The sequence below is a fragment of the Ruficoccus amylovorans genome, assembly GCF_014230085.1.
In the GTDB taxonomy this organism is placed as follows: Bacteria; Verrucomicrobiota; Verrucomicrobiia; order Opitutales; family Cerasicoccaceae; genus Ruficoccus; species Ruficoccus amylovorans.
The window spans coordinates 157,572-177,510 of sequence record NZ_JACHVB010000052.1 but is presented as its reverse complement, the minus strand read 5'-3'; the positions used below and the strand labels follow the sequence as shown (position 1 = coordinate 177,510).

The 19,939-nt window shown below is 61.5% G+C and carries 19 protein-coding genes; 13 read left to right on the top strand and 6 right to left on the bottom strand.

Going from position 1 to position 19,939, the window contains the following annotated elements; translation table 11 throughout:
• Nucleotides 1-66: 66 nt before the first annotated feature.
• From H5P28_RS16325 to H5P28_RS16305, 5 genes are read left to right on the top strand one after another with little or no spacing between them, the layout of a single operon-like run.
• Entirely contained in the window at nucleotides 67-654 is a 588-nt protein-coding gene (locus H5P28_RS16325; protein WP_185676762.1) for an NADH-quinone oxidoreductase subunit J family protein, read from the top strand.
• Nucleotides 651-959, top strand: a complete 309-nt coding sequence (gene nuoK / locus H5P28_RS16320) for an NADH-quinone oxidoreductase subunit NuoK (protein WP_185676761.1) — start codon at nucleotides 651-653, stop codon at nucleotides 957-959. The genes H5P28_RS16325 and nuoK overlap by 4 nt, the downstream gene beginning before the upstream one ends.
• Nucleotides 960-2,897: an NADH-quinone oxidoreductase subunit 5 family protein gene (locus H5P28_RS16315; RefSeq protein ID WP_185676760.1), complete on the top strand. Its 1,938-nt coding sequence runs from the start codon at nucleotides 960-962 to the stop codon at nucleotides 2,895-2,897.
• Nucleotides 2,894-4,483, top strand: coding sequence for a complex I subunit 4 family protein (locus H5P28_RS16310; RefSeq protein ID WP_185676759.1), 1,590 nt, complete (start codon nucleotides 2,894-2,896; stop codon nucleotides 4,481-4,483). Before H5P28_RS16315 ends, H5P28_RS16310 begins: the two co-directional genes overlap by 4 nt.
• Entirely contained in the window at nucleotides 4,480-6,000 is a 1,521-nt protein-coding gene (locus tag H5P28_RS16305) for an NADH-quinone oxidoreductase subunit N (RefSeq protein WP_185676758.1), read from the top strand. Before H5P28_RS16310 ends, H5P28_RS16305 begins: the two co-directional genes overlap by 4 nt.
• 213 nt (nucleotides 6,001-6,213) lie before the next feature.
• On the opposite strand, the gene H5P28_RS16300 is transcribed toward H5P28_RS16305, so the two are convergent.
• The 3 genes from H5P28_RS16300 to H5P28_RS16290 form a co-directional block, all read right to left on the bottom strand.
• Complete coding sequence (locus tag H5P28_RS16300; protein WP_185676757.1) at nucleotides 6,214-6,630, bottom strand: secondary thiamine-phosphate synthase enzyme YjbQ; 417 nt, start codon at nucleotides 6,628-6,630, stop codon at nucleotides 6,214-6,216.
• 78 nt (nucleotides 6,631-6,708) lie between these two features.
• The gene (locus H5P28_RS16295) at nucleotides 6,709-7,215 is read right to left on the bottom strand and encodes a dihydrofolate reductase (RefSeq protein ID WP_185676756.1); all 507 of its coding nucleotides are present in this window, start codon (nucleotides 7,213-7,215) and stop codon (nucleotides 6,709-6,711) included.
• A gap of 27 nt (nucleotides 7,216-7,242) precedes the next feature.
• Entirely contained in the window at nucleotides 7,243-8,079 is an 837-nt protein-coding gene (locus H5P28_RS16290) for a thymidylate synthase (RefSeq protein ID WP_185676755.1), read from the bottom strand.
• A gap of 182 nt (nucleotides 8,080-8,261) precedes the next feature.
• On the opposite strand from H5P28_RS16290, the gene H5P28_RS16285 reads away from it, so the two are divergent.
• Together H5P28_RS16285 and H5P28_RS16280 are read left to right on the top strand one after the other, a co-directional pair.
• Nucleotides 8,262-8,915, top strand: coding sequence for a hypothetical protein (locus H5P28_RS16285; protein WP_185676754.1), 654 nt, complete (start codon nucleotides 8,262-8,264; stop codon nucleotides 8,913-8,915).
• Nucleotides 8,916-8,948: 33 nt separating this feature from the next.
• On the top strand, nucleotides 8,949-9,455 hold the full coding sequence (locus H5P28_RS16280; protein ID WP_185676753.1) for a YcxB family protein: 507 nt from the start codon (nucleotides 8,949-8,951) through the stop codon (nucleotides 9,453-9,455).
• A 26-nt stretch (nucleotides 9,456-9,481) separates the two neighbouring features.
• Here H5P28_RS16280 and H5P28_RS16275 read toward each other — a convergent pair whose 3' ends face one another.
• A complete protein-coding gene (locus tag H5P28_RS16275; protein WP_185676752.1) occupies nucleotides 9,482-10,450 on the bottom strand; it encodes a type II secretion system F family protein in 969 nt (322 codons plus the stop codon).
• Between the two features lie 103 nt (nucleotides 10,451-10,553).
• Between H5P28_RS16275 and tig the strand changes: the two genes are divergently transcribed.
• The 4 genes from tig (at nucleotide 10,554) to H5P28_RS16255 (ending at nucleotide 14,951) form a co-directional block, all read left to right on the top strand.
• Nucleotides 10,554-11,897 carry a trigger factor gene (tig, locus tag H5P28_RS16270; protein WP_185676751.1) on the top strand — a complete coding sequence of 448 codons (1,344 nt, stop codon included), beginning with the start codon at nucleotides 10,554-10,556 and terminating at the stop codon, nucleotides 11,895-11,897.
• Between the two features lie 30 nt (nucleotides 11,898-11,927).
• A complete protein-coding gene (locus H5P28_RS16265; protein ID WP_343075485.1) occupies nucleotides 11,928-12,521 on the top strand; it encodes an ATP-dependent Clp protease proteolytic subunit in 594 nt (197 codons plus the stop codon).
• Between the two features lie 89 nt (nucleotides 12,522-12,610).
• A complete protein-coding gene (gene clpX, locus H5P28_RS16260; RefSeq protein ID WP_185676750.1) occupies nucleotides 12,611-13,921 on the top strand; it encodes an ATP-dependent Clp protease ATP-binding subunit ClpX in 1,311 nt (436 codons plus the stop codon).
• Between the two features lie 163 nt (nucleotides 13,922-14,084).
• Nucleotides 14,085-14,951, top strand: a complete 867-nt coding sequence (locus H5P28_RS16255; RefSeq protein WP_185676749.1) for a hypothetical protein — start codon at nucleotides 14,085-14,087, stop codon at nucleotides 14,949-14,951.
• A 254-nt stretch (nucleotides 14,952-15,205) separates the two neighbouring features.
• Here H5P28_RS16255 and H5P28_RS16250 read toward each other — a convergent pair whose 3' ends face one another.
• The gene (locus H5P28_RS16250) at nucleotides 15,206-16,261 is read right to left on the bottom strand and encodes a metal-dependent hydrolase (protein WP_185676748.1); all 1,056 of its coding nucleotides are present in this window, start codon (nucleotides 16,259-16,261) and stop codon (nucleotides 15,206-15,208) included.
• Nucleotides 16,262-16,559: 298 nt separating this feature from the next.
• Here H5P28_RS16250 and H5P28_RS16245 point away from each other — a divergent pair, with 298 nt between their 5' ends.
• Entirely contained in the window at nucleotides 16,560-17,981 is a 1,422-nt protein-coding gene (locus tag H5P28_RS16245; protein WP_185676747.1) for an MFS transporter, read from the top strand.
• 75 nt (nucleotides 17,982-18,056) lie between these two features.
• Nucleotides 18,057-18,236, top strand: coding sequence for a 50S ribosomal protein L32 (gene rpmF, locus H5P28_RS16240; RefSeq protein ID WP_185676746.1), 180 nt, complete (start codon nucleotides 18,057-18,059; stop codon nucleotides 18,234-18,236).
• 496 nt (nucleotides 18,237-18,732) lie between these two features.
• On the opposite strand, the gene H5P28_RS16235 is transcribed toward rpmF, so the two are convergent.
• Complete coding sequence (locus H5P28_RS16235; protein ID WP_185676745.1) at nucleotides 18,733-19,893, bottom strand: type II secretion system F family protein; 1,161 nt, start codon at nucleotides 19,891-19,893, stop codon at nucleotides 18,733-18,735.
• Between the last annotated feature and the right edge of the window lie 46 nt (nucleotides 19,894-19,939).

Below are 19,939 nucleotides of genomic sequence, written 5' to 3'. Positions count from 1 at the left end.
AAAGCCGATACTGAGACTTTCACAGCTCGCCGGACCACGGTCCGCGGGCGAGAGGGACGCTACGCTATGCATGACTTTTTCTTTTATCTGTTTTCCGCGCTGACGGTGTTGGCCGCCTTATTGGTGGTGATCAACCCCGATGCGGTGAACAGCGCCGTTTTCATGATCGTGAGCTTCGTGGGCACGGCTGCGCTGTTCCTGCTGCTGGACGCCTTCTTCCTGGCCATTCTCCAGGTGCTGGTGTACGCCGGGGCGGTCATGGTGCTGTTTTTGTTCATCATCATGCTGCTCGATGTCGAGCGCTCCAGCCGCCTCCGCCCGGACACGATTTCGGTCGTCGCCTCCGTGGTGGCTACGTTGCTGCTGATCTTCGGGATGGCCTACCTTTTCCTGACCGGTCCGGATGCGACGGCGACCGCCCTGGCCGCCGCCCCCGATGTCCCCGGCGCGGCCAACCCGATGGGCTATGCCACGGCTTCGCGGGCCTTTGGTTACGGACTTTTCACTAAATACATGCTGCCGTTCCAGGTCTCGGGAATCCTCCTGCTGGTGGCCATGATCGGCGTGATCGTGCTGAGCAAGCGGCTGGGCGGCCCCGGATCGGGTGCCCCCTCGGCCAGTGAAATTCGCAAGGCGGAAGTGAGGGAATCATGAGCGGAGTCGGACTCAACGCGTATCTTTTCGTGGCGGGCCTGCTGTTTGCCCTCGGGTTTTTCGGGGTGCTGCTGCGACGCAACACGCTGGTCATTTACATGTGCATGGAGCTCATGCTCAACGCCGTCAACCTGGCGCTGGTCGCGTTTTCGCGCTACAACCAGACCATGGACGGCAACCTGTTTGTCTTTTTCATCATCACGGTGGCAGCGGCTGAAGTCGCTGTCGGGCTGGCCATCATCGTCGCCCTTTACCGCAAACGCCGGACCGTCCAGGTCGAGGAACTTAACGCCCTGAGCAACTAGATGAACCCTCTGGAACTGCTTGCGATCATTCTGCTACTCCCGCTGGCCTCAGCGGGGATAATCTGCCTGTTTCTGCGGCGCGGGGGCTATTGGGCCTCGGCGGTGTCCGTGGTGGCTGCTCTGGGCATCATGGTGCTGAGCTTCGTCTTCCTGCTGCGGTGGGATGGTCAGACGATCTCGGGCTCGATCCCGTGGCTGCAACTCGGCCAGGACTACAGCTTCGAACTGGGCTTTCTCTTTAACCACGAGGCGGCCACCATGCTGGCCGTCGTGGCCTTTATCGGCTTCTGGATCCACGTCTTCAGCGTGGGCTACATGGACGACGACAAGGACAAGGGCCGTTTCTTCGGCGGTCTGTCGATCTTCATGTTTTCGATGCTGGGCATCGTGCTCTCGGACAACCTGTTCATGGTGTTCGTGTTCTGGGAACTGGTCGGCTTCAGCTCGTACATGCTGATCGCCCACTACTGGGATCAGGACTACGCCGCCGCCGCCGCCAAGAAGGCCTTTATCGTCAACCGGGTGGGGGACTTCGGTTTCCTCGTCGGGATCGCCTGGGCCTACCACTACTACGGCACGGCGGACATCTCGGCCATCACCGCGCAGATTCAGAGCGGGCAGAGCGGTGTCGTCACCGGCATCGGCCTGTGCCTGATGTGCGGCTTCATCGGCAAGAGCGCGCAGTTCCCGCTCCAGGTGTGGCTGACCGACGCCATGGCGGGCCCGACTCCGGTCTCGGCCCTCATCCACGCCGCCACCATGGTGGCCGCCGGTATCTATTTCATGGTGCGGGTGTTCTTCCTGCTCTCGCCCTTTGCGCTGGAGTGGATCCTCTGGTCGGGCGCGATCATGACGGCCTTCGCCGGTTTCTGCGCCCTGGGCCAGACCGACATCAAAAAGAGCCTCGCGTACTCGACCCTGGCGCACCTCGGCTACATGGCCACGGCCATCGGCCTGGGCTTTCCTGGGCTGGCCATCATGCACATGGCCATGCATGCCTGCTTCAAGGCCACGCTCTTCCTCTGCTCCGGCTCGCTCATCCACGCCTGCCACCACGAGCAGAACATGTTCAAGATGGGCGGCCTGTGGAAGAAAATGCCCGTGACTTTCATCGCCTTCTTCGTGGCCACGCTGTCCATCTCCGCCGTGCCGTTTACCGCCGGTTACTACAGCAAGGACACGATCATCGCCAGCGCCTGGGGGAAATTCGCCGCCGGGCACGGGGACGCCTACGCGTGGGCCTTCGGGCTGACCATGCTCGGGGCGCTCCTGACCGCGCTCTACATGGGCCGGATGCTCTTCGTTGTCTTCTTCGGCAAGCCCAACTCGGAAAAGGCTTCGCACGCGCATGAAAGCAGCCCGTGGATGACGGCCCCGCTGGTCGTGCTCGGCTGGGTGCTCTCGCTGGGTGCGGGCTGGTTCGTGTACAACTGGGGCTGGGCCGACGGCGTCATGAACGGCCTCATCCCCGCCGATGTGGCGCAGTTCATGGTCGATGGCTACTCGCACGCCGCCGGCGGCTGGGAAGCGGCGCACCACCTCTTTGAGCAGTCCGGCGCGCACTGGGTTGAGTGGCTGAGCATCGGCTGTATCGTGGCCGGTTTCCTCTTCACCTTCTTCTTCTACGGACGCGGGCCGTCGCAGGACCGCCTCCAGGCCAAGGCGCCGGGGCTCTACCATGTGCTCGAACGCCACGGCTGGTTTGACGATGTTTACGACTTCTATGTTACCCACATCCAGCAGCGCTTCGCGGACTTTATCGCGTTCCTCGACACGGCCCTCATCGGCGGGCTGGTCGTGCGCGGTACCGGCGCGGTTGCCGGGCTGGTCGGGATGGTTTCACGCTCGCTCCATGTGGGCAGTATTCACGGTTATGTTTATTGGTTTATCGCCGGCGTCCTTCTCTTTGGCGCCTTTGCTCTGGGATTGCTACGATGACGGACTTTAATTCCTTGCTGCTAATCCTCGCCATCGTCATTCCGCTGGCGGCTGCGGTGCTGATGCTCTTTGGGCAAAAGCTCTGCCCCTGCGTCACGAAGATTATCGCCGGGGTCGGCTTTCTGGCCCCCGCGGCAATCGCACTGTGGTTGTGGGGACAATACGCCGGGGCGACTCAGAACGCCGCCGGTTACGCCTACCTGAGCCAGTTCGACCTGGGCCTCAAGGAAACGCTCGGCATCAGCCTCTACCTGGGGTTGAACGGCATTTCCGCGCCGCTGTTTCTGCTGGCCGGGATCGTGGGGCTCGCCGCCGGCTGGCAGGCGATCAGCTCGAAGGCCGAGCGCCTTCCGCAGTACCTGCTGCTCCTGCTAGTCATGCAGGGCGGGCTGATGGGGGTCTTCGCCTCGATTGACATTTTCTTCTTCTACTTCTTCCACGAACTGGCGCTGATCCCGACCTTTATCATGATCGGCATCTGGGGCGGGGCCGGGCGCCGCTCGGCTGCGATGGAGATGACGGTGTACCTGACGCTGGGCGCGATGCTCTCGCTGCTCGGGCTGATCTACATCTACAAGGCCTCGGACTGGACCGGCTTCGATCTGATCGCGCTGCGCGACTACGTGGCCGCCAACAGCCTCCCCGACGTGCTCCAGCACAACATCTTCGGGCTGCTGCTCTTCGGCTTCGGCATCCTGGTTTCGCTTTTCCCCTTCCACTCGTGGGCCCCGCGCGGTTACGCCGCCGCCCCCACGGCCAACGCCATGCTCCACGCCGGGGTGCTGAAAAAGTTCGGCCTCTACGGGCTGGTGCAAATTGCCGTGCCGCTGCTGCCGGTGGGTGCGATTGAATGGAATCCGCTCCTGATCTGGCTCGCGCTGGGGAATATCCTTTTCATCGGCTTCGTCACCATCGCCCAGCGCGACCTCAAGCTCATGGTCGGGTACAGCTCGGTCATGCACATGGGGTACATTTTCCTCGGGGTCGCCACGCTGTCAGTGGCCGGGATCGGGGGCGCGGTCATCCTGATGTTCGCGCACGGCCTGTCCGTGGCGCTGATGTTCCTGCTGTCCTCGGCGGTCTATGCGCGCACCGGCACCTACGACATGCGCGACATGGGCGGCCTCGGCATGAAGGCCCCCATTCTGGCCGGGTTCTTCGTCGCCGCGAGCATGGCCAGCGTCGGCCTGCCCGGTTTCGCCAACTTCTGGGGCGAGTTCACGATCTTCATGGCCCTGTGGAAAGAACACGCCTGGGCGGTGGCTCCGGCTGTGGCCGGGATCGTCATCTCGGCGGTTTACGGCCTGCGTGCCGCCGCCGCGATCTTCATGGGGCCGCCGTCCGCCGCCTTCGCGAAGGCCTCGGAGGGCAAGACCATCGGCGACATCACCCGCGCCGAGCGCATTCCCGCGATTATCCTTTTCCTCGGACTCGTGCTGGTCGGCCTGTGGCCGCGTGCGATTTCCAACTCGATTGACGAGCAACTGATGAGCGAACCCGCCTACCAGCCCCGCGTACTCTCCACCGTCGCGCCCGAAGCGGCCACTGCGCCCGCCGGTCATGACAACCAGGAGTCGGCATCATGAACAAGGAACTTCTGACTCAGCTTTCGGAGCAATTCGCCTCCACCAACCAGTGGTCAGCCCTCTGGCCGGAAATCCTGCTCGTCCTGCTGGCGATTCTCGTCCTGCTGATCGACCTCTTCGGTGGGAAGTTTCGGGAGCGGGCCGTCCCCCTTGCCGCCATCGGTGGGCAGATCGGGATCTTTATCGCGCTGATGTCGCGCCTGTGCGGCGGTTTCAGCGACAGCCGCCTGCTCTTTGGCGGGATGATTATGCCGACTATGCTTGGCGACGTGATGCGGGTGTTTTTCCTGCTGGCTTCGATCCTTGTGTGCTGGCTGGGGATGGTGTACCTGCGCAAGCAGCGGACGCTGCCCCGGATGGAGTTCTACTGCCTGACGCTGATCGTGACGGCGGCTCTCATGCTGCTGGGGCAGAGCTCGAATTTCGTCATGCTCTTCGTGGCGCTGGAAACGGTGACTATCGGCTTCTACGTGCTCGTCAGCTATGGGCGTAATAGTATCTTCTCGCTCGAAGGCGGTTTAAAATATCTTGTCCTCGGCGGGACCAGCACGGCTATCCTGCTCTTCGGGATCGTTCTGCTCTACGGCGTCGCCGGTGATCCGAGCCTGCCCGCGTATTCGCAGGATTCGCTGAATTTCCTCGCGCTGGAGCAGTTCCTCGCCCTCAACCCGGACAACGTCCTGGCCAAAATCGGGGTCGTCATGGTGCTGTGCGGCATCTGCTTCAAGATCGGGGCGGTCCCGTTCCAGATCTGGATCCCCGACGTTTACCAAGGTGCGCCGACGCCGGTGACGGCCTTCCTCGCCGTTTCCTCCAAGGCCGCCGGTTTCATCATCCTGATCAACCTGATCGTCGGCCCCTTCGGCCCGATGAAGGAACTGGTCGTGCCGCTCCTGTCGGCCATCGCGGTGGTGACGATCCTCTTTGGGAATCTGACCGCCCTGGGCCAGCGCAACGTCAAGCGCGTGATGGGCCTTTCCGGGATCGCGCACGCCGGTTATCTCTTGCTGGGCATCGTGGCCCTGGCCGAAGGTGTCGAACTGGCTTCGTGGGCGATTATCTTCTACCTTTTCACCTACCTTTTCGGTTCCTTCGCGGTCTTCGGCGTCATGGCGCAGGTGGCCGGGGTGGACGACGAAAACCAGGAAATCGACCACTACGTGCATCTGGCCAAACGTCAGCCCTTCCTTGCCGGTGTGCTTGCCGTCGGGCTCGGTTCGCTGGCCGGGATTCCGCCCTTGGCCGGTTTCATCGGGAAGGTGTTTCTCTTCGTTGTCGCGTTCCAGGCGAATCTGTACGTCCTGCTCGCCGTGGCCATCACCGGGGTCGTGATCTCGATCTACTACTACTTTGGCTGGATGCGCGAAGCCTTCTTCCAGGAGCAATCCTGGCCCGAGGGCAAGGAGGAGAAGCTTGAACCAATCAAGGTTTGCCTCCCGCACAAGGTCACGCTGGCCGCGCTGGCCATCATCACCGTTGCGCTCGGCGTCTATCAAGGCAGCTTCGGCGGCTTCTGAAGGGCGCACCCTTCACCCGGGATGCTGCGTATCTGGATGGGGCTGTGCCCCATCGCTCGCAGTCAATACTAATTTGCCTACGGGTTTCGCCCCCTACCTGTGTGGGATATGCGAAGTTCGTTTGAGTTGGCGTCAATCACCGTTGCCCATGCCGTCGCCAAGGCGACGGCATCAGTGATGCGTGAGCATCACAGGTGCAGGACTCTGTCCTGCCTAGGCGCCGATGATTTTGATGAGGGCGCGCTTTTTGCGTTTGCCGTCAAATTCGCCGTAAAAGATCTGCTCCCACGGGCCGAAGTCGAGACGGCCCTCGGTCACGGCGACGGTGACTTCACGGCCCATGATGGTGCGCTTGAGGTGGGCGTCGGCGTTGTCCTCGTAGCCATTATGGGCGTATTGGTCGTGGGGCTTTTCGGGGGCGAGTTTTTCCAGCCAGCGCTCGAAGTCGGCGTGGAGGCCGGATTCGTCGTCGTTGATAAAGACGCTGGCGCTGATGTGCATGGCGTTGACCAGACAGAGGCCCTCCTGGATGCCGCTTTCGCGCAGGGCGGCTTCGACTTCGCCGGTGATGTTGATCAACTGGCGGCGTTGCGGGATGTTGAACCAGAGTTCCTTGCGGTAGGATTTCATGGGCGGTGGGGGCTGGCGGCTAAATGACGGCAACGGCCGGGACGGCGTGCGGGCGCGACCGGTCTGTGGTGCGCTTGCTTAACTCTCCGGCAAAAGCGCCTTGTTGCGGTAGCGGATGATTTTGATCTCGTCGTCTTCCTGCAAGGTTTCGACCGGATCAAAAAGCTGCTCGAAGGGCGGCAAAAAGGTGTCGCCCGCGTAGTCACCCTTGACGTGGGTGAGAAAGAGCGTGGCGCACATGGGCAGGGTCTCGGCGTAAAGCTGGGCGCCCCCGATGATAAACAGGTCACCCTTGGGCGCGAGGCCGTCGAGCTCGTCCAGGCTGTGGATAATCTGGAAGCCCGTTGCGGGCAGGCCCCGCTGGCTGGTGATGACTACGTTGTCGCGGCGGGGGAGGGGCTTTTTGATTTCCTCCATCGTGCGCCGCCCCATGACCACGGTGTGGCCGAGAGTGGTTCGTTTGAAAAAAGCGAGGTCGGCCGGAATGCGCCAGGGTAACCCGCCGTTGAGGCCGATGGCACGGTTCTTGTCGGCCATCGCGACGATGGCTTTCCAGGGCTTGATGGCGGAGGCGGGCAGCGGCATGAGTCGTTCGCGGGTTGAGGTTGGGGCTTAGACGGAGATCGGGGCCTTGATCCCGGGGTGCGGGTCGTAGCCGAGCAGTTCCACGTCGGCGTAGTCGAAGTCTTCCAGCCGGGTGATGGCGGGGTTGAGCTTGAGGCGGGGCAGGGGGCGCGGCTCGCGGGCGAGCTGTTTTTCCACCTGCTCGAAGTGGTTGCTGTAGAGGTGCAGGTCGCCGAAGGTGTGGACGAACTCCTTCGGGCGCAGCCCGGCCACCTGCGCGACCATGCAGGTGAACAGCGCGTAGGAGGCGATGTTGAAGGGGACGCCCAGAAAGAGGTCCGCGCTGCGCTGGTAGAGCTGGCAACTGAGGCCGCCGTCCTGTGAGACATAGAATTGGAACATCGTGTGGCACGGAGGGAGGGCCATCTTGCCCTCGGCGGCGTTGACGTGCGGCGGCTTGCTCTCGTCGGGCAGGTCGGCCACGTTCCAGGCCGAGACGATGTGGCGGCGGCTGTGGGGCTTGTTTTTTAAATTGTCTATCAACTCGTCGAGTTGGTTGACCTGGCGCCCGTCCGGGCACTGCCAGCGGGTCCACTGCGCCCCGTAAACCGGGCCGAGGCTGCCGGTTTCGTCCGCCCACTCGTCCCAGATGGTGACTTTATTGTCGTTGAGGTAGCGGATGTTGGTGTCGCCCCTGAGAAACCATAGCAACTCGTAAACGACTGAGCGCCAGTGGATTTTCTTGGTTGTGAGGAGGGGAAAGGTGTCCCGCAGCCCAAAGCGGGCCTGCGCGCCAAAGACGCTGCGGGTGCCGGTGCCGGTCCGGTCGGAACGGTCTTCGCCCTGGTCCATCACCAGCCGCAGCAGATCAAGGTAGCCTTGCATGGGGAACAGGTTTCGTTCAAAGCCGGCCAAAGTCAATAGAGCGTGTGGGCTTGCCGGAGTAATCGAGTACCTCAATGCTTGGAGCTCGCTGCCCCGGTCATTTATATCAAGGATTTGGCTAGCGGTGCCCTAGGGGAATTGCCGGATTGCATTGGGCGGCGGTTTAGGTGATAATGGGAATTATGTTTCGTTGGTTCCCCATTGTTTTTCTCTGCCTGACAACCCCGTTGTTGGGGTCGAACGCCTTGAAGAAAATCAACTACGGCCAGCGCAGCTCCCTGGAGGATGACAAGGCCGAGTTCGACGTGCAGAAGCCGGAAATGAGCACGCAGTTCGGCGGCACCAAGATGGACCTGACCCAGTGGCACTCGCAGTTCTCCACCCTCGGGCAGAAAAAATCCTCCCTGCTGACCGGAGGCAACCGCTTCTCCGGCGAGCAGATCGAGTACAGCATGCAGGACAAGAAGCTCAAGAACACAAACATGGCCCCGGGCAACCGCAGCATGGCCCAGATGCGCAACTGGAACAGCGCCATGGATACCGTCATGGCGAACAAGTTCCAGATGGGCGAGGTGACGGCCCCCGCCGGGCGCAAGATGCAGAATTTTATCGACGATGTGAACTTGCGCGACATCAACCGCTACATGTTCGCGAACAACAAGACTGAGGACGGCATCCCGGTGCAGCGTGCCGGTGAAGGCGCGTTGAACGAAATCCCGACCCAGATGCGTGACCGCGGGCGGATCGTCGCCCCTGACAGCGAAGAGGGTGACCCCTCGCGCCTCTTCCGCAACCCCTTCCAGCGCAACGGCTCCGAAGCCGAGGCCGAGGAGTAGGGCGGGTGATTTGCTGGTTTGCCTGATGCGGCCATGATCGAGCTTGAGTACACCTATGACCGGGCCTACGTCATTGCCCTGAACCGGGTGCTGGCTCGCCGCTACAACCGCTTTACGGTTCCGGCTTACTGGTTCTTTCTCGTCTTGGTCGCAGTTGGGGTTGTTTTCGTGACGGTTATGAATCTGCGCAACGGCACGGAATTCGATTCCGGCTATTTCGTGTTGGTGGGGATTCTGGCCTGGTGGGTGGCGGTCCCGTGGCTGGTGCGGATGCGGATTGTTGCGAATTTTAAAAAGTCACCTGCCGCCGGGGGCACGGTCAAGTGGGCCATCGACGAGTCCGCGCTCTGGAACGGCGTCGGCAACAGCGAGGGCAGGCTGTCCTGGCAGGATCTGTACCGGGTGGAAGATGTCCGGGCGGGCTTCCTGATCTATACGCAGCCGCGCTATGCCGTTCTGCTGCCTGCCGAGTCGTTTGTGACCGAGGCGGACCGGGAAACGCTGCGCGGCTACGCCCGTGCCGCGGGCAAGCTCAAGTAGGGCACGCCCGTTTTTAGCCCGGACCGCTATTTCATGATCTCGTTGATCTGGTTAAAATACCCGGCGTAGAAGCCGACGACCTGCACGACGACCAACCCCGCCACGACGAGGAAAATCAGCATCGGGTACAGGATCATGGTAACGGTCAGTCCGGTGTTGGCCTGGTCCTGATAGCGGCGGGCGAGCGCCGCGAGCGAGGAGTCGAGGTGGCCGGTGCGTTCGCCGGTGGTGTAGAGGGAGACGAAGTCCGCCGGAAAGCAACCCAGCCGCGCCAGATGGGCCGAGGGGGCTTCGCCGCGGTTGACCGCCTCGCGGATCGCCAGTCCGGCGGCTTTCAGCCGGGCGTTGCCGGTGACGGCCCCGGCCGCGGCCCAACTTTCCCCGATGGGCAGCCCCGCCTCGACAAAGCCCTTCAGCGCGGAGGCCAGGTCCGCCATCCGCTGCCCTGCGCCGTAGCCGCGCAGGCCGGGGAGAAACTTCATCACGAAGGGAATGGCCGGGCTGCCGGTTTTGACCAGAAAAACGACCAGCGCGATCACTGCCCAGAGCACACCCAGCGGCAGGAGCAGGGCTTTCAGGAAAACGACGGGCTCGAACTGGAACCCCGACTGTGAATCGACCAGCTTGAGCACGGCGCGGGCGAGGATGCCCAGGTGCAGTACGGCCAGCGGGTAAAGACAGGCCAGCAGGCACTTCATCTGTGTACCGGCGATGCGCTGGTGGCGCTCGGCGAGGTTGCTCAGGGTCTGTGGGAGCTGACCGGTCAGCGCGGCCGCCTTGAGAAAGAGCCGGTCGGCCCGTGGCAGCCATCCGTCGGTCTGCCCGAGAGCCTCGTCGAGGTTCTGGCCGCTGCGCAGGCGCGAGGCGAGAGCCGCGCGTTCTCGCCCGGAAGGGCCAGACGCGGTCTCCACGGCGTCGCTTATCAGCAGTCCGGCCTCCAGCATTTGTCGCAGTTGCAGGTACCACGCACTCAACTGTTTATGCGATAGGGTCATGGGGAGGGTGAAAATTGACAGCCGGTGGATGTGACTCCGGCCTTGACCCGGCGGCAAAGGCGGACAAGATGCGGAATCTTTTTCTCAACGATCCGCAATTCCCGTGAATATACAAGTCGCAGATATCAACGACACCCGCAAGCTCGTAACGGTTACCGTCACCCGTGACGAAATCGCCGAAAAAGAAGTCAGCCTCCTGGGCGACTTCGCCAAACAGGCGCGTCTGCCCGGGTTCCGTCCCGGGAAGGCTCCCAAGGACATGGTGAAAAAACGCTATGGCAAGGAGATCCAGAAGGAAGTTCGCCAGAAGCTCGTCAGCGAAGCCTACCAGAAGGCTATCGACGAGGCCGGTTTCACTGTGCTGAGCCTGGTCGAGCTGGCCGACCCCGAGTTTTCCGACGAGGCCGACACCGAGCTGAAGTTCACTTTCGACATCAAGCCCGAGTTCGAACTGCCCGAGTACAAGGGCCTCGAACTGAGCGTGCCCAAGTCCGACGTCACCGACCATGAGCTGGAGCACGCCCGCGAGCACCTGCTCAACCAGCGCGCCGAGTACAACGTCGTCGAGCAGCCCGCCAAGAAGGGCGACTACGTCAAGGTCTCCTACGAAGGCAAGATCGGCGACGAACTGGTGGCCGACCTCCTGCCCGAGCAGCCGATCTTCGGCACCCAGAAGAACACCTGGGAAGAAGCCGGTTCTGAGCAGGGCCCCGGCGTCAAGGCCGTGGTCGAAGGCGTTGTCGGCATGAAGGCCGGTGACGTGAAGGACGCCGACGAGACCTTCCCCGAGGATTACGAGCTGGAAGCCCTCAAGGGCAAGACCGTCACCTACCACATCGAGGTGCACGAAGTTCGCGAAAAGGTCCTCCCCGAGATCAACGAAGAGTTTCTGAAGACCTTCCAGGTCGAGACCGAAGAAGAATTTAACAACCGCATCCGCGACGACATCAAGTCGCAGAAGGAGCAGTCCGCCGAGCAGCAGAAGCGCGAGCAGGCCGCTGCCAAGCTGGCCGAGAAGGTGGACTTCCCGCTGCCCGAAAGCCTGATCGAGGGCGAAACCCAGAGCCTCCTGCGCGACTTCATGCAGCGCAGCATGGCCCAGGGAGCGACCCAGGAGCAGTTCGAGGAGCGCAAGGAAGAGCTCTTCAACGGTGCCAGCGATGCCGCCCGCGCCCGCGTCAAGGCCCAGCTCCTGCTGACCGAAGTGGCCAAGAAGGAAGAGCTCAAGGTCGAGAACGAAGACCTCAACCGCGCCATTTACATGGAAGCCATGTCCCAGCGCATGAAGCCCGAGGAACTCGTCAAGGAGCTCCAGAAGGATCGCCAGCGCGTCGTCGAGATGCAGCGGAACATCCTTATTAACAAGGCGCTTGATTTCCTGGTCAAGGAGGCTACCGTTACCGAAACGGAACCGGAAGAGGCTCACTCGCACTCGCATTCGCACTGAGCCGTTCCGGGCCAGCACCGAAGATAACCTGTGAGCTACATCATCCCTTTCATCACCGAGCGCGACGGACGTACTGAGCGCCGCGACGACATCTACAGCCGCCTGCTGCGGGACCGCATCGTCTTTATCGGCACGCCGATTTACGACGAGGTGGCCAACGCCGTGGTCGCGCAGCTTCTGTTCTTGCAGATGGATGACCCCAAAAAGGACATCCACATCTACATCAACTCGCCCGGCGGCAGCGTCACGGCGGGAATGGCCATCTACGACACGATGAACTTCCTGCACTGCGACGTGGTCACGTACTGCGTGGGCATGGCCGCCAGCATGGGCACCGTCCTGCTGGCCGCCGGCACCAAGGGCAAGCGCTACGCCCTGCCCAACAGCCGCGTGATGATTCACCAGCCCACGGGCGGAGCCACTGGTCAGACCTCTGACATCTCCATCGCCGCGAAGGAAATCCTGCGCTGGCGGCAGACGATCAACGGCGTGCTGTCCAAGCACACCGGCCAGACCGAGGATAAGATCAATCAGGACTCCGACCGTGACTTCTACATGACCGCGCAGGAAGCCTGCGACTACGGGATTGTGGACAAGGTGATCGAAAGCAAGCCCGCCCAGTAAGCGTCCGGACTGCGTTATTGCAGTTGCACAGCCAGGGGCTTTCCCTAAAACATCGGAATAACGCCTGATTCCGCAGGCTCTTTTTATCCATGGCCAAATCGACCAAGATGACCTTCTGCTCCTTCTGCGGCAAATCGCAGAACGAAGTGCGCAAGATGATTGCGGGCCCGGCCGGAGTGTACATTTGCGACTCCTGCGTGACAGTCTGCAAGACCATCATCGACCGCGAACTGAAGGAGGGCGGCGGCACGCAGGCTCCGGCCAGCGAACAGCAGTTCAACCTGGTCCGGCCCGCCGAGATCAAGGCCCATCTGGACGATTACATCATCGGCCAGGAGCACGCCAAAAAGGTGCTCTCGGTCGCGGTATATAACCACTATAAGCGCCTTCAGTCTCTCTCCGGTAACGTCGGTATCGAGATCCCGGAGGAGTTTGACGACGTGGAGATCGAGAAGAGCAACATCCTGCTCATCGGCCCGACCGGCAGCGGCAAGACTCTGCTTGCCCGCACCCTGGCCAAGCTTCTCGACGTGCCCTTTGCCATCGCCGATGCCACCACGCTGACCGAGGCCGGTTACGTGGGCGAGGACGTGGAAAACATCGTCCTGCGTCTGCTCCAGTCGGCCAACTTCGACGTGCGCAAGGCCGAATGCGGCATCATTTACGTGGATGAGATCGACAAGATTGGCCGCAAGACCGATAACGTCTCCATCACCCGCGACGTGTCCGGTGAGGGGGTGCAGCAGGCGCTGCTCAAGATCCTCGAAGGGACCGTGTGTAACGTTCCTCCGCAGGGCGGGCGCAAGCACCCAAATCAGGAATACATCCAGCTCAACACCTCGAACGTCCTCTTCATCTGCGGCGGGGCCTTCGTCGGGCTGGAAAAGCTCATTTCCGACCGCGCGGGCAAGAAAGTCCTCGGCTTCGATCCTGCGGCTGAAAGCGGCCGCACGCAGATGACCGAGCGCGATGAGCTGATGCACCAGGTGCAGCCCGAGGACCTGGTCCGTTTCGGGATGATTCCGGAGTTCATTGGCCGCCTGCCGATGATTTCCGTCCTTGACGAGCTGACCCAGGCCGACCTGGAGCACATCCTGCAAAACACACGCAACTCGCTCGTGAAGCAGTTCTCCAAGCTCTTTTCGATGGAAAACGTCCGCCTGCGCTTCACCAAGGACGCGGTCGGAGCCATCGCCAAGAAGGCGCTCGAACTCAAGACCGGTGCCCGAGCCCTGCGTGCGATCATGGAGCAGATCATGCTCGATATCATGTACGACATCCCGCAGGACGATACGATCGAGGAGGTCATCATCTCCGCCCCGGTCGTGCGCGGCACGCGCAAGCCCCAGATCAAGCGACGCGGCGAGGAATCCCCGGAAGCTGACGAACCGGCGGCGTAGTCGCTGTTCGGAGGCGGGGTGGAAATGATGCGCACGCGGCATCGCTCTGATAGGGCCGAACACGCGCTAAAGGCATAGGGCTTAAGCCTGGCTTTTTCTGCGTAAAACCTTCACTAATGATTTGCGCAGATCGTCTCTTTCGCTTTATCTGCGCCGAATGTATGTGCGTGCTGCGGTTTGGTGTCTGCTCCTGTGGCTGTCGGCAGTGCTGCCGGCGGCAGGGTTGGTCAACTGCGGCAACCCGGGCGGCAACCGCAACTGCCCCACGGGCGAGAATGGCGAACCGGCTGACCCCGGTTTCGCGTATGTGGGCTTTGTTGGAGGAGCGACGGGGGTTTACCTCGGCAATGGTTGGGTGCTAACAGCCCGGCATCTGCCCGCGCGCGATGTTCGCATCGAGGATACGGTTTACCCCTGGGACGGTGCCAGCGACTATAAATTTCCCAACGCCGAGCTGCGCCTGTTTCGGCTCTCCGAGTGGCCGGATATGCCCGCCTTGCCGATTACCAGCAGCACGCCCAAGCGCGGGCAACTGGTCGTCATGGTCGGGGTGGGGCGTGATTGCGCGGACCAAGTGACCTACTGGCAGGTGAACCGCGCGACTGAGCCGTGGACCTGGACCGAGGTCCCGAGCCGTGAGCAGGCTGACGCCGCCGGTATCCTTTCGCACCCTGCCAGTGCGAAAAGCTGGGGCACAAACCGCATTTCCGGGCTCACCGAGCACCCGAAGCTGGGAGCGCTGATTGTGACCGATTTCACGGAAGACCCGTCCATACGTACTCCCTACGAGGCGCAGGCCGTTTCGCACGATTCGGGAGGAGCGGTTTTTGTCGAAGACGAGGACGGCTGGAAGCTGGCCGGTATCATCGCGACCGTGACCAAGCTTTATCCCGGCCAGCCCGGCGTCGAGAAATCCGGCAAGGGTACGCTCCAGATCGGCTCCGGTGTCTTCGGCAACCTCACGCTCGCCGTCAACCTCGCCCCGTACCGCCACAAGATTCTCGAAATCACCGGCCTGGAAGCCGAGTAGGAGCGTTGTTTCAAGCTGGGATAAGAGATTGCCCGCGAAGAGACGCGAAGGAAGCGCGAAGATGAGGGAAGGGGAGAGGAGAACGCGAATCGCCGGTTTTTATGGAGCGCCAGAGTCGTTGGTTCTCCCTTCAGGGGGAAGCGGACGTTTTTTTTATATGAACCGCAAAGACACAGAGGCGCAAAGGGTGGGGCTCGACTCTATTTTCTCCTCCTTTGCGCCTCTGTGTCTTTGCGGTTAATAATTCTTATTCTTTATTGGGCGAAGGTGGCAGAGGAGGCGGGGGAGTGGCGGATGCGGTCCCAGATCAGGCTCAGAGACCAGCGGTCACCACGGGCTTCGCGGGGGAGCATGCGGGGCTGGATTTCCTTCCAGGGCGAGTCCGGGCCGTCTCGTTCGGCGACGGCAAAGTTGAACGCGTAGGAAGGCTCGGCCCCCATGCGCAGATCGCTCAGGACGAGCCATTGTCCGCCGTCGGGGGCGTGGTCGAGGATGTGGGCCTTGATGAAGCCGTTGGAGAACCACAGGAGCCGTTGGACGTTGGGGAAGTCCTGCACCGTGTCCAGTGCCGCCGTGTCCGAGGAATAGCGGCGGAAGCGGGTCGGCCCCTCGTCGGCCAGGAGGGAGCGTTCGGCTTCGAGGAAGCCGTCTTCGGTCAGGGCGACTGAGCGCCAAAGGAGAGTGTTCAGGGGCGTGGGGACGGAGAAGTAAGGAGCGTCGGCATAACCGAGCCGGGCCAGCTCCTCGCGGGCGTTGTGGTCGGCCTGGGCCTTGGCGGCGAAGGCCCACACCAGGTAGGCAGAGCTGAGAACCAGTCCCGCGATCAGCGCCTTCTGGGCGATGGGGCGGGCTCCGGCGATGAGCGCCACCACGCAGCCGAGCAACAGCCAGATCGTGTAGAGCGGGTCGATGATGAACAGGCTGGCCCACATGATCGGGGGAGGCGTGAAGGGCCACAGCAGTTGCGTGCCGTAAACAGTGCAGGCGTCGATCAGCGGGTGCGTCAGCAGGGCGGCCTGAATGGCCCAGAACCAGCGCGTCGGGGCCGCCTTGATGCGGTGCCCCCGCAGTTTGCACAGCCACCAGATGAGCCAGCCCAAGAGCGGCAGGATGAACAGCGAATGCGTGAAGCCCCGGTGGGAGGTCATGAGGGTGACGGGGTTGTCCGTGGTCAGGAGCAGCGGGATGCTGTCCAGGTCGGGCAGCGTGCCCAGCAGTGCGCCCGCCAGCAGGGCGGAGCGACGGTTCCTGGCCGGGGCGATGGCAGCCGTGAGAGACGAGGCCAAGACGATCTGAGTGAGGGAATCCATTGAAAAATCAGGCTTACCGGGCGGTGGACATGTGGTTTACGCTTCCGGTTCCCGCTGAGGTAATTCCGGAATGGCGCACCCTTGCCAGCTTGGATAGTTCACGGGCGGCGGCAATCTTCGAGCGAAGAAGCTTTCGTCTGCCGGTCGTGTGGGCGTTTTTTTCGCAGAGGGTGATGGTTAACCTATTCTTACAGTTCTCCAAAAATACCGGCCATTTTCCACTCGGGACAATTTTTTCCGCTCTTAGAGTCCTTTAATCTTGCAGGAGGGCGGCAGGTATTGTCTGCGTGGTAGGGGTATGGACGCGCAAACCCGGAGCAACCTGCGATATGGCATCGCGGATGGAGTTCTCGCCACGCCCTGGACCATTCTTTCGCTGCCGGCGGGGTTTATTATCTCCGCGCTTTTGAACCTGCATTACGGCATCCGACCGGGGATGTTCGGGCTGATCGTTTCGCTCCCGGCCTGGGCCAATGCCTCCCAGATCCTGCTCTTGCCGTTTCTGGCGCGTTTCTTTACCGCCCGCGACATGACGCTGGCCATGTCGTGGCTCAATGTCGGGCTGTGGGGCATGCTGGCGGCGGTCTTGCCCTTTTTGCCGGATGATAACCGGGTCGCCGCCGGACAGATTTTTCTGATTTTCTATATCCTGGCCAGTGCGAGCGCCTCGTTTCTGGGATTGGGCTGGCTGGCCTGGATTCGGCAGTGGGTGCCGCCGGAAATCCGGGGCGTGTACTTCGGGCGGCGCAACCGCTACATCGCGTTGGTCACGCTGGCGTTCCTGATCGTGAGCATGGTGCTGCTGGGGCGGTATCCCGATAGCGTCGCGACCTATCAGGCGATTCTCATCATCGGGGCGGGCATGCGTTTCGGCTCTGTGCTGATGCAGCATCGGATCATCGACGACCACTCCACTCACGAGCCGCTGGTACAGGGCCAGTGGTGGTCGCAGCTTCGGGTTGCACTCCGGCACCCCGGTTTTATCGCTTTCATCGGCTTCAATGCCTGGGTGAACTTCTGGATCAACATGACCGGCCCGTTCGGTACGGTCTTTGTCTATGAGCAACTGCACCTGAGCCCGGGGCAATTCGCGGTCTTCAACATTCTCTCGACGCTGACCGGCGCGCTAACGATGCCCTTGTGGGGTAAGTTCATCGACCGGCGCGGCTGCGTCCCGGCCATCGGGCTGGGGCTGCTCATGTGGCAGACGCAGAACTACCTCTGGGCGGTACTGACTCCAGAGACTTCCTGGATATTGTACCCGATGTGGCTCTGGGGTGGGGGGACCGCGGCGGCGTTCCTGCTGGGGTCGTTTAACCTCCTGCTGAAGATCATCCCGCAGGAGGCGAAGACAGCGGGTATCAGCCTGAACCTGGCCGCGACCTCGGTGGCGGCAGGGGCGGCCCCGATCATCGCGGGGGTTATCCTCGACCTGGGGCAGGACCGGGGGTGGTCCGAGTTGCTCATCTACCGGATAGGCTTTGTTCTCTGTCCGACAGCGATCCTGCTCTCGCTGCTGCTGCTCAAGCGCATTCGGGAGCCCGATTCTGACCCGCGCTACTCCACCGTGTGGGGGGCGACGCGCATGCTTCGCCAGTCGCTACAGAGCTTCGGGCTGGCCGCGCTGGCCAATACGACCCTTGTCGGTCGCAAACCCCGGCAGCCCGGCCCCGGTCCGGACAATTCCTCACCTGCGTCCCCGGAAAAAGGGGAAGAATAAATACCGATATAGGCTTGACGCAGGAGGGGGGAGAGGTCAATTTTCTCCACTTTTCACGAATAACCCTTTCCTACGATGGCACAACCCAAACGTAAGCAGTCCAAAATGCGCAGCGCGAAACGCCGCGGCGCCAATCGTTTCAAGGCCCCCTTGCTCGCCAAGGACCCGACCGACGGCACCGCCCATCTGCCGCACCGCGTCAATCCCGCCAACGGTATGTACCGTGGCCGCCAGGTCATCGAAGTCGATCTCTAGGATCGAACGGCTTTTTATGGAAACCGGTGCCCATGCGGTGCCGGTTTTTTTGTGCCCGGATGGCTGGGCGGGCGATGGTCTTGTTCAGTTAAAACGGGTGGCCAGCGATGCCACCCAAGAAGCGGGACGCTTATTTGCATGAGGGCTATTCAAAGACCGAATGGCTAAAATAGTTAAATGGCTAATTGTTGTTTTCTACGTTTCGCATCCAACAATTAACAATTAGCCATTCAAATGCTGTGGCTACAGTATTTTTTGAACAGGCCCTAATGTCCCGTGAGTTAAGTTACTCGCATAAGTTTTTGGGGTGCAACCCAGTTTGTATGCTCCTCAGGGATTGTTGCTTTTAGCAAAGCTAAAAGCAACAATCCCTGACGCGATGCGGCAGCATCGAAAGTGCAGGCTATGCCTGCTGCGGGGCTTGGGGGCGCACAGCCCCCAAAAATTATATCAAGAACTTAGCTCACGGCACACTAAGATAAAAACCGTTCGGTTTCTACGCCTTGATGACGGAGGAGAGCTGGAAGATGGGCAGGAACATGGCCATGACGATGCCCCCGATGATGACGCCGAGCACGCAGATCAGGATCGGCTCCATCAGCGAGGTCAGCGACTCGACGATGTTTTCAACCTCGGTGTCGTAGAAGTCCGAGATCTTGTTCATCATGCCGTCCACGTTGCCGGTCTGCTCACCGGCCCGGGCCATGTGCTTGACCATGGGAGGGAAGTACGGGGTGAGCGCCACAATGTCGGAAAGCTGCCCCCCCTGGCTGATGTGGCGGCTGATGTTCGTACAGGCCTTTTCAATAAAAACGTTGTCCGAGGCGCTTGAGCAGATTTCCAGGGCGCGCAGGATGGGCACGCCGCTGCGCAGCAGGATGCCATAGGTGCGGCAGAAGCGTGAGACGTTGATCTTGCGACTGAGGTTCCCGATGATGGGGAGCTTGCCGACGATGGTGTCGCGGGCCTCGCGACCGCGCGGGGTCTGGGTGACTTTTTTATAGAGGAAAAACAGCGCGACCCCCCCCCCGATGATGAGCAGGATATAGCTTTGCAGGAACTCGCTCAGGTCGATCAGCATCTGGGTCGGCTTGGGCAGCTCGGCCCCGAACTCGCTGAACATGCCTGCGAAAACCGGGATGACCTTGATCAGCAGCACCGAAACCAGGCCAACAGCGAGCAGGATCACCGCGACCGGATAGGTCATGGCGCTTTTGACCTTTTTTTGCAGGGCGAGGCTGTCTTCGAAATAGACGGCCACCTTGGCCAGAATGTCGGAGAGGGCACCGGAGGCTTCACCGGCCTCGACCATGCTGACAAAGAGGTTGGGGAAGGCGCGGGGGAACTTGCGCACCGCGTCGGAGAAGGAGGTGCCACTGGAGATGTCGTTGCGCACCTCGCGGATGATGATGCGGAATATCGGGTTCTCAGTCTGCTCCTGGAGGGCTTCCAGTGCCGAGACCAGTGGCAGGCCAGCCTCAAGCATGGACGAGAGCTGCTGGGTGAAGACCGTCAGGTCGTCGAGTTTGATCTTTTTTCGACGAGCCTGTTTTTCATAGGCCCGCTGCTTGGCCAAGCGCTGCTTTTCGGCAAAAGTCAGTTTCTTTTTTTTGCCTGCCGCCGGCGTGGCGGCTGCGCTTTGCGATAACATGGCCATGGGCGTTGCCTGGGATAAAGAGGGAGTTGAGCTTTCGCGACGTGCA

Coding starts and splice junctions, on each gene's coding strand:
- H5P28_RS16285 (WP_185676754.1), top strand. CDS start 8,262: ATGTTTCGTTGGTTCCCCATTGTTTTTCTCTGCCTGACAACCCCGTTG.
- H5P28_RS16300 (WP_185676757.1), bottom strand. CDS start 6,630: ATGAAATCCTACCGCAAGGAACTCTGGTTCAACATCCCGCAACGCCGC.
- H5P28_RS16295 (WP_185676756.1), bottom strand. CDS start 7,215: ATGCCGCTGCCCGCCTCCGCCATCAAGCCCTGGAAAGCCATCGTCGCG.
- H5P28_RS16280 (WP_185676753.1), top strand. CDS start 8,949: ATGATCGAGCTTGAGTACACCTATGACCGGGCCTACGTCATTGCCCTG.
- H5P28_RS16275 (WP_185676752.1), bottom strand. CDS start 10,450: ATGACCCTATCGCATAAACAGTTGAGTGCGTGGTACCTGCAACTGCGA.
- H5P28_RS16290 (WP_185676755.1), bottom strand. CDS start 8,079: ATGCAAGGCTACCTTGATCTGCTGCGGCTGGTGATGGACCAGGGCGAA.
- clpX (WP_185676750.1), top strand. CDS start 12,611: ATGGCCAAATCGACCAAGATGACCTTCTGCTCCTTCTGCGGCAAATCG.
- H5P28_RS16310 (WP_185676759.1), top strand. CDS start 2,894: ATGACGGACTTTAATTCCTTGCTGCTAATCCTCGCCATCGTCATTCCG.
- H5P28_RS16245 (WP_185676747.1), top strand. CDS start 16,560: ATGGACGCGCAAACCCGGAGCAACCTGCGATATGGCATCGCGGATGGA.
- H5P28_RS16305 (WP_185676758.1), top strand. CDS start 4,480: ATGAACAAGGAACTTCTGACTCAGCTTTCGGAGCAATTCGCCTCCACC.
- H5P28_RS16250 (WP_185676748.1), bottom strand. CDS start 16,261: ATGGATTCCCTCACTCAGATCGTCTTGGCCTCGTCTCTCACGGCTGCC.
- H5P28_RS16235 (WP_185676745.1), bottom strand. CDS start 19,893: ATGGCCATGTTATCGCAAAGCGCAGCCGCCACGCCGGCGGCAGGCAAA.
- H5P28_RS16315 (WP_185676760.1), top strand. CDS start 960: ATGAACCCTCTGGAACTGCTTGCGATCATTCTGCTACTCCCGCTGGCC.
- rpmF (WP_185676746.1), top strand. CDS start 18,057: ATGGCACAACCCAAACGTAAGCAGTCCAAAATGCGCAGCGCGAAACGC.
- nuoK (WP_185676761.1), top strand. CDS start 651: ATGAGCGGAGTCGGACTCAACGCGTATCTTTTCGTGGCGGGCCTGCTG.
- H5P28_RS16325 (WP_185676762.1), top strand. CDS start 67: ATGCATGACTTTTTCTTTTATCTGTTTTCCGCGCTGACGGTGTTGGCC.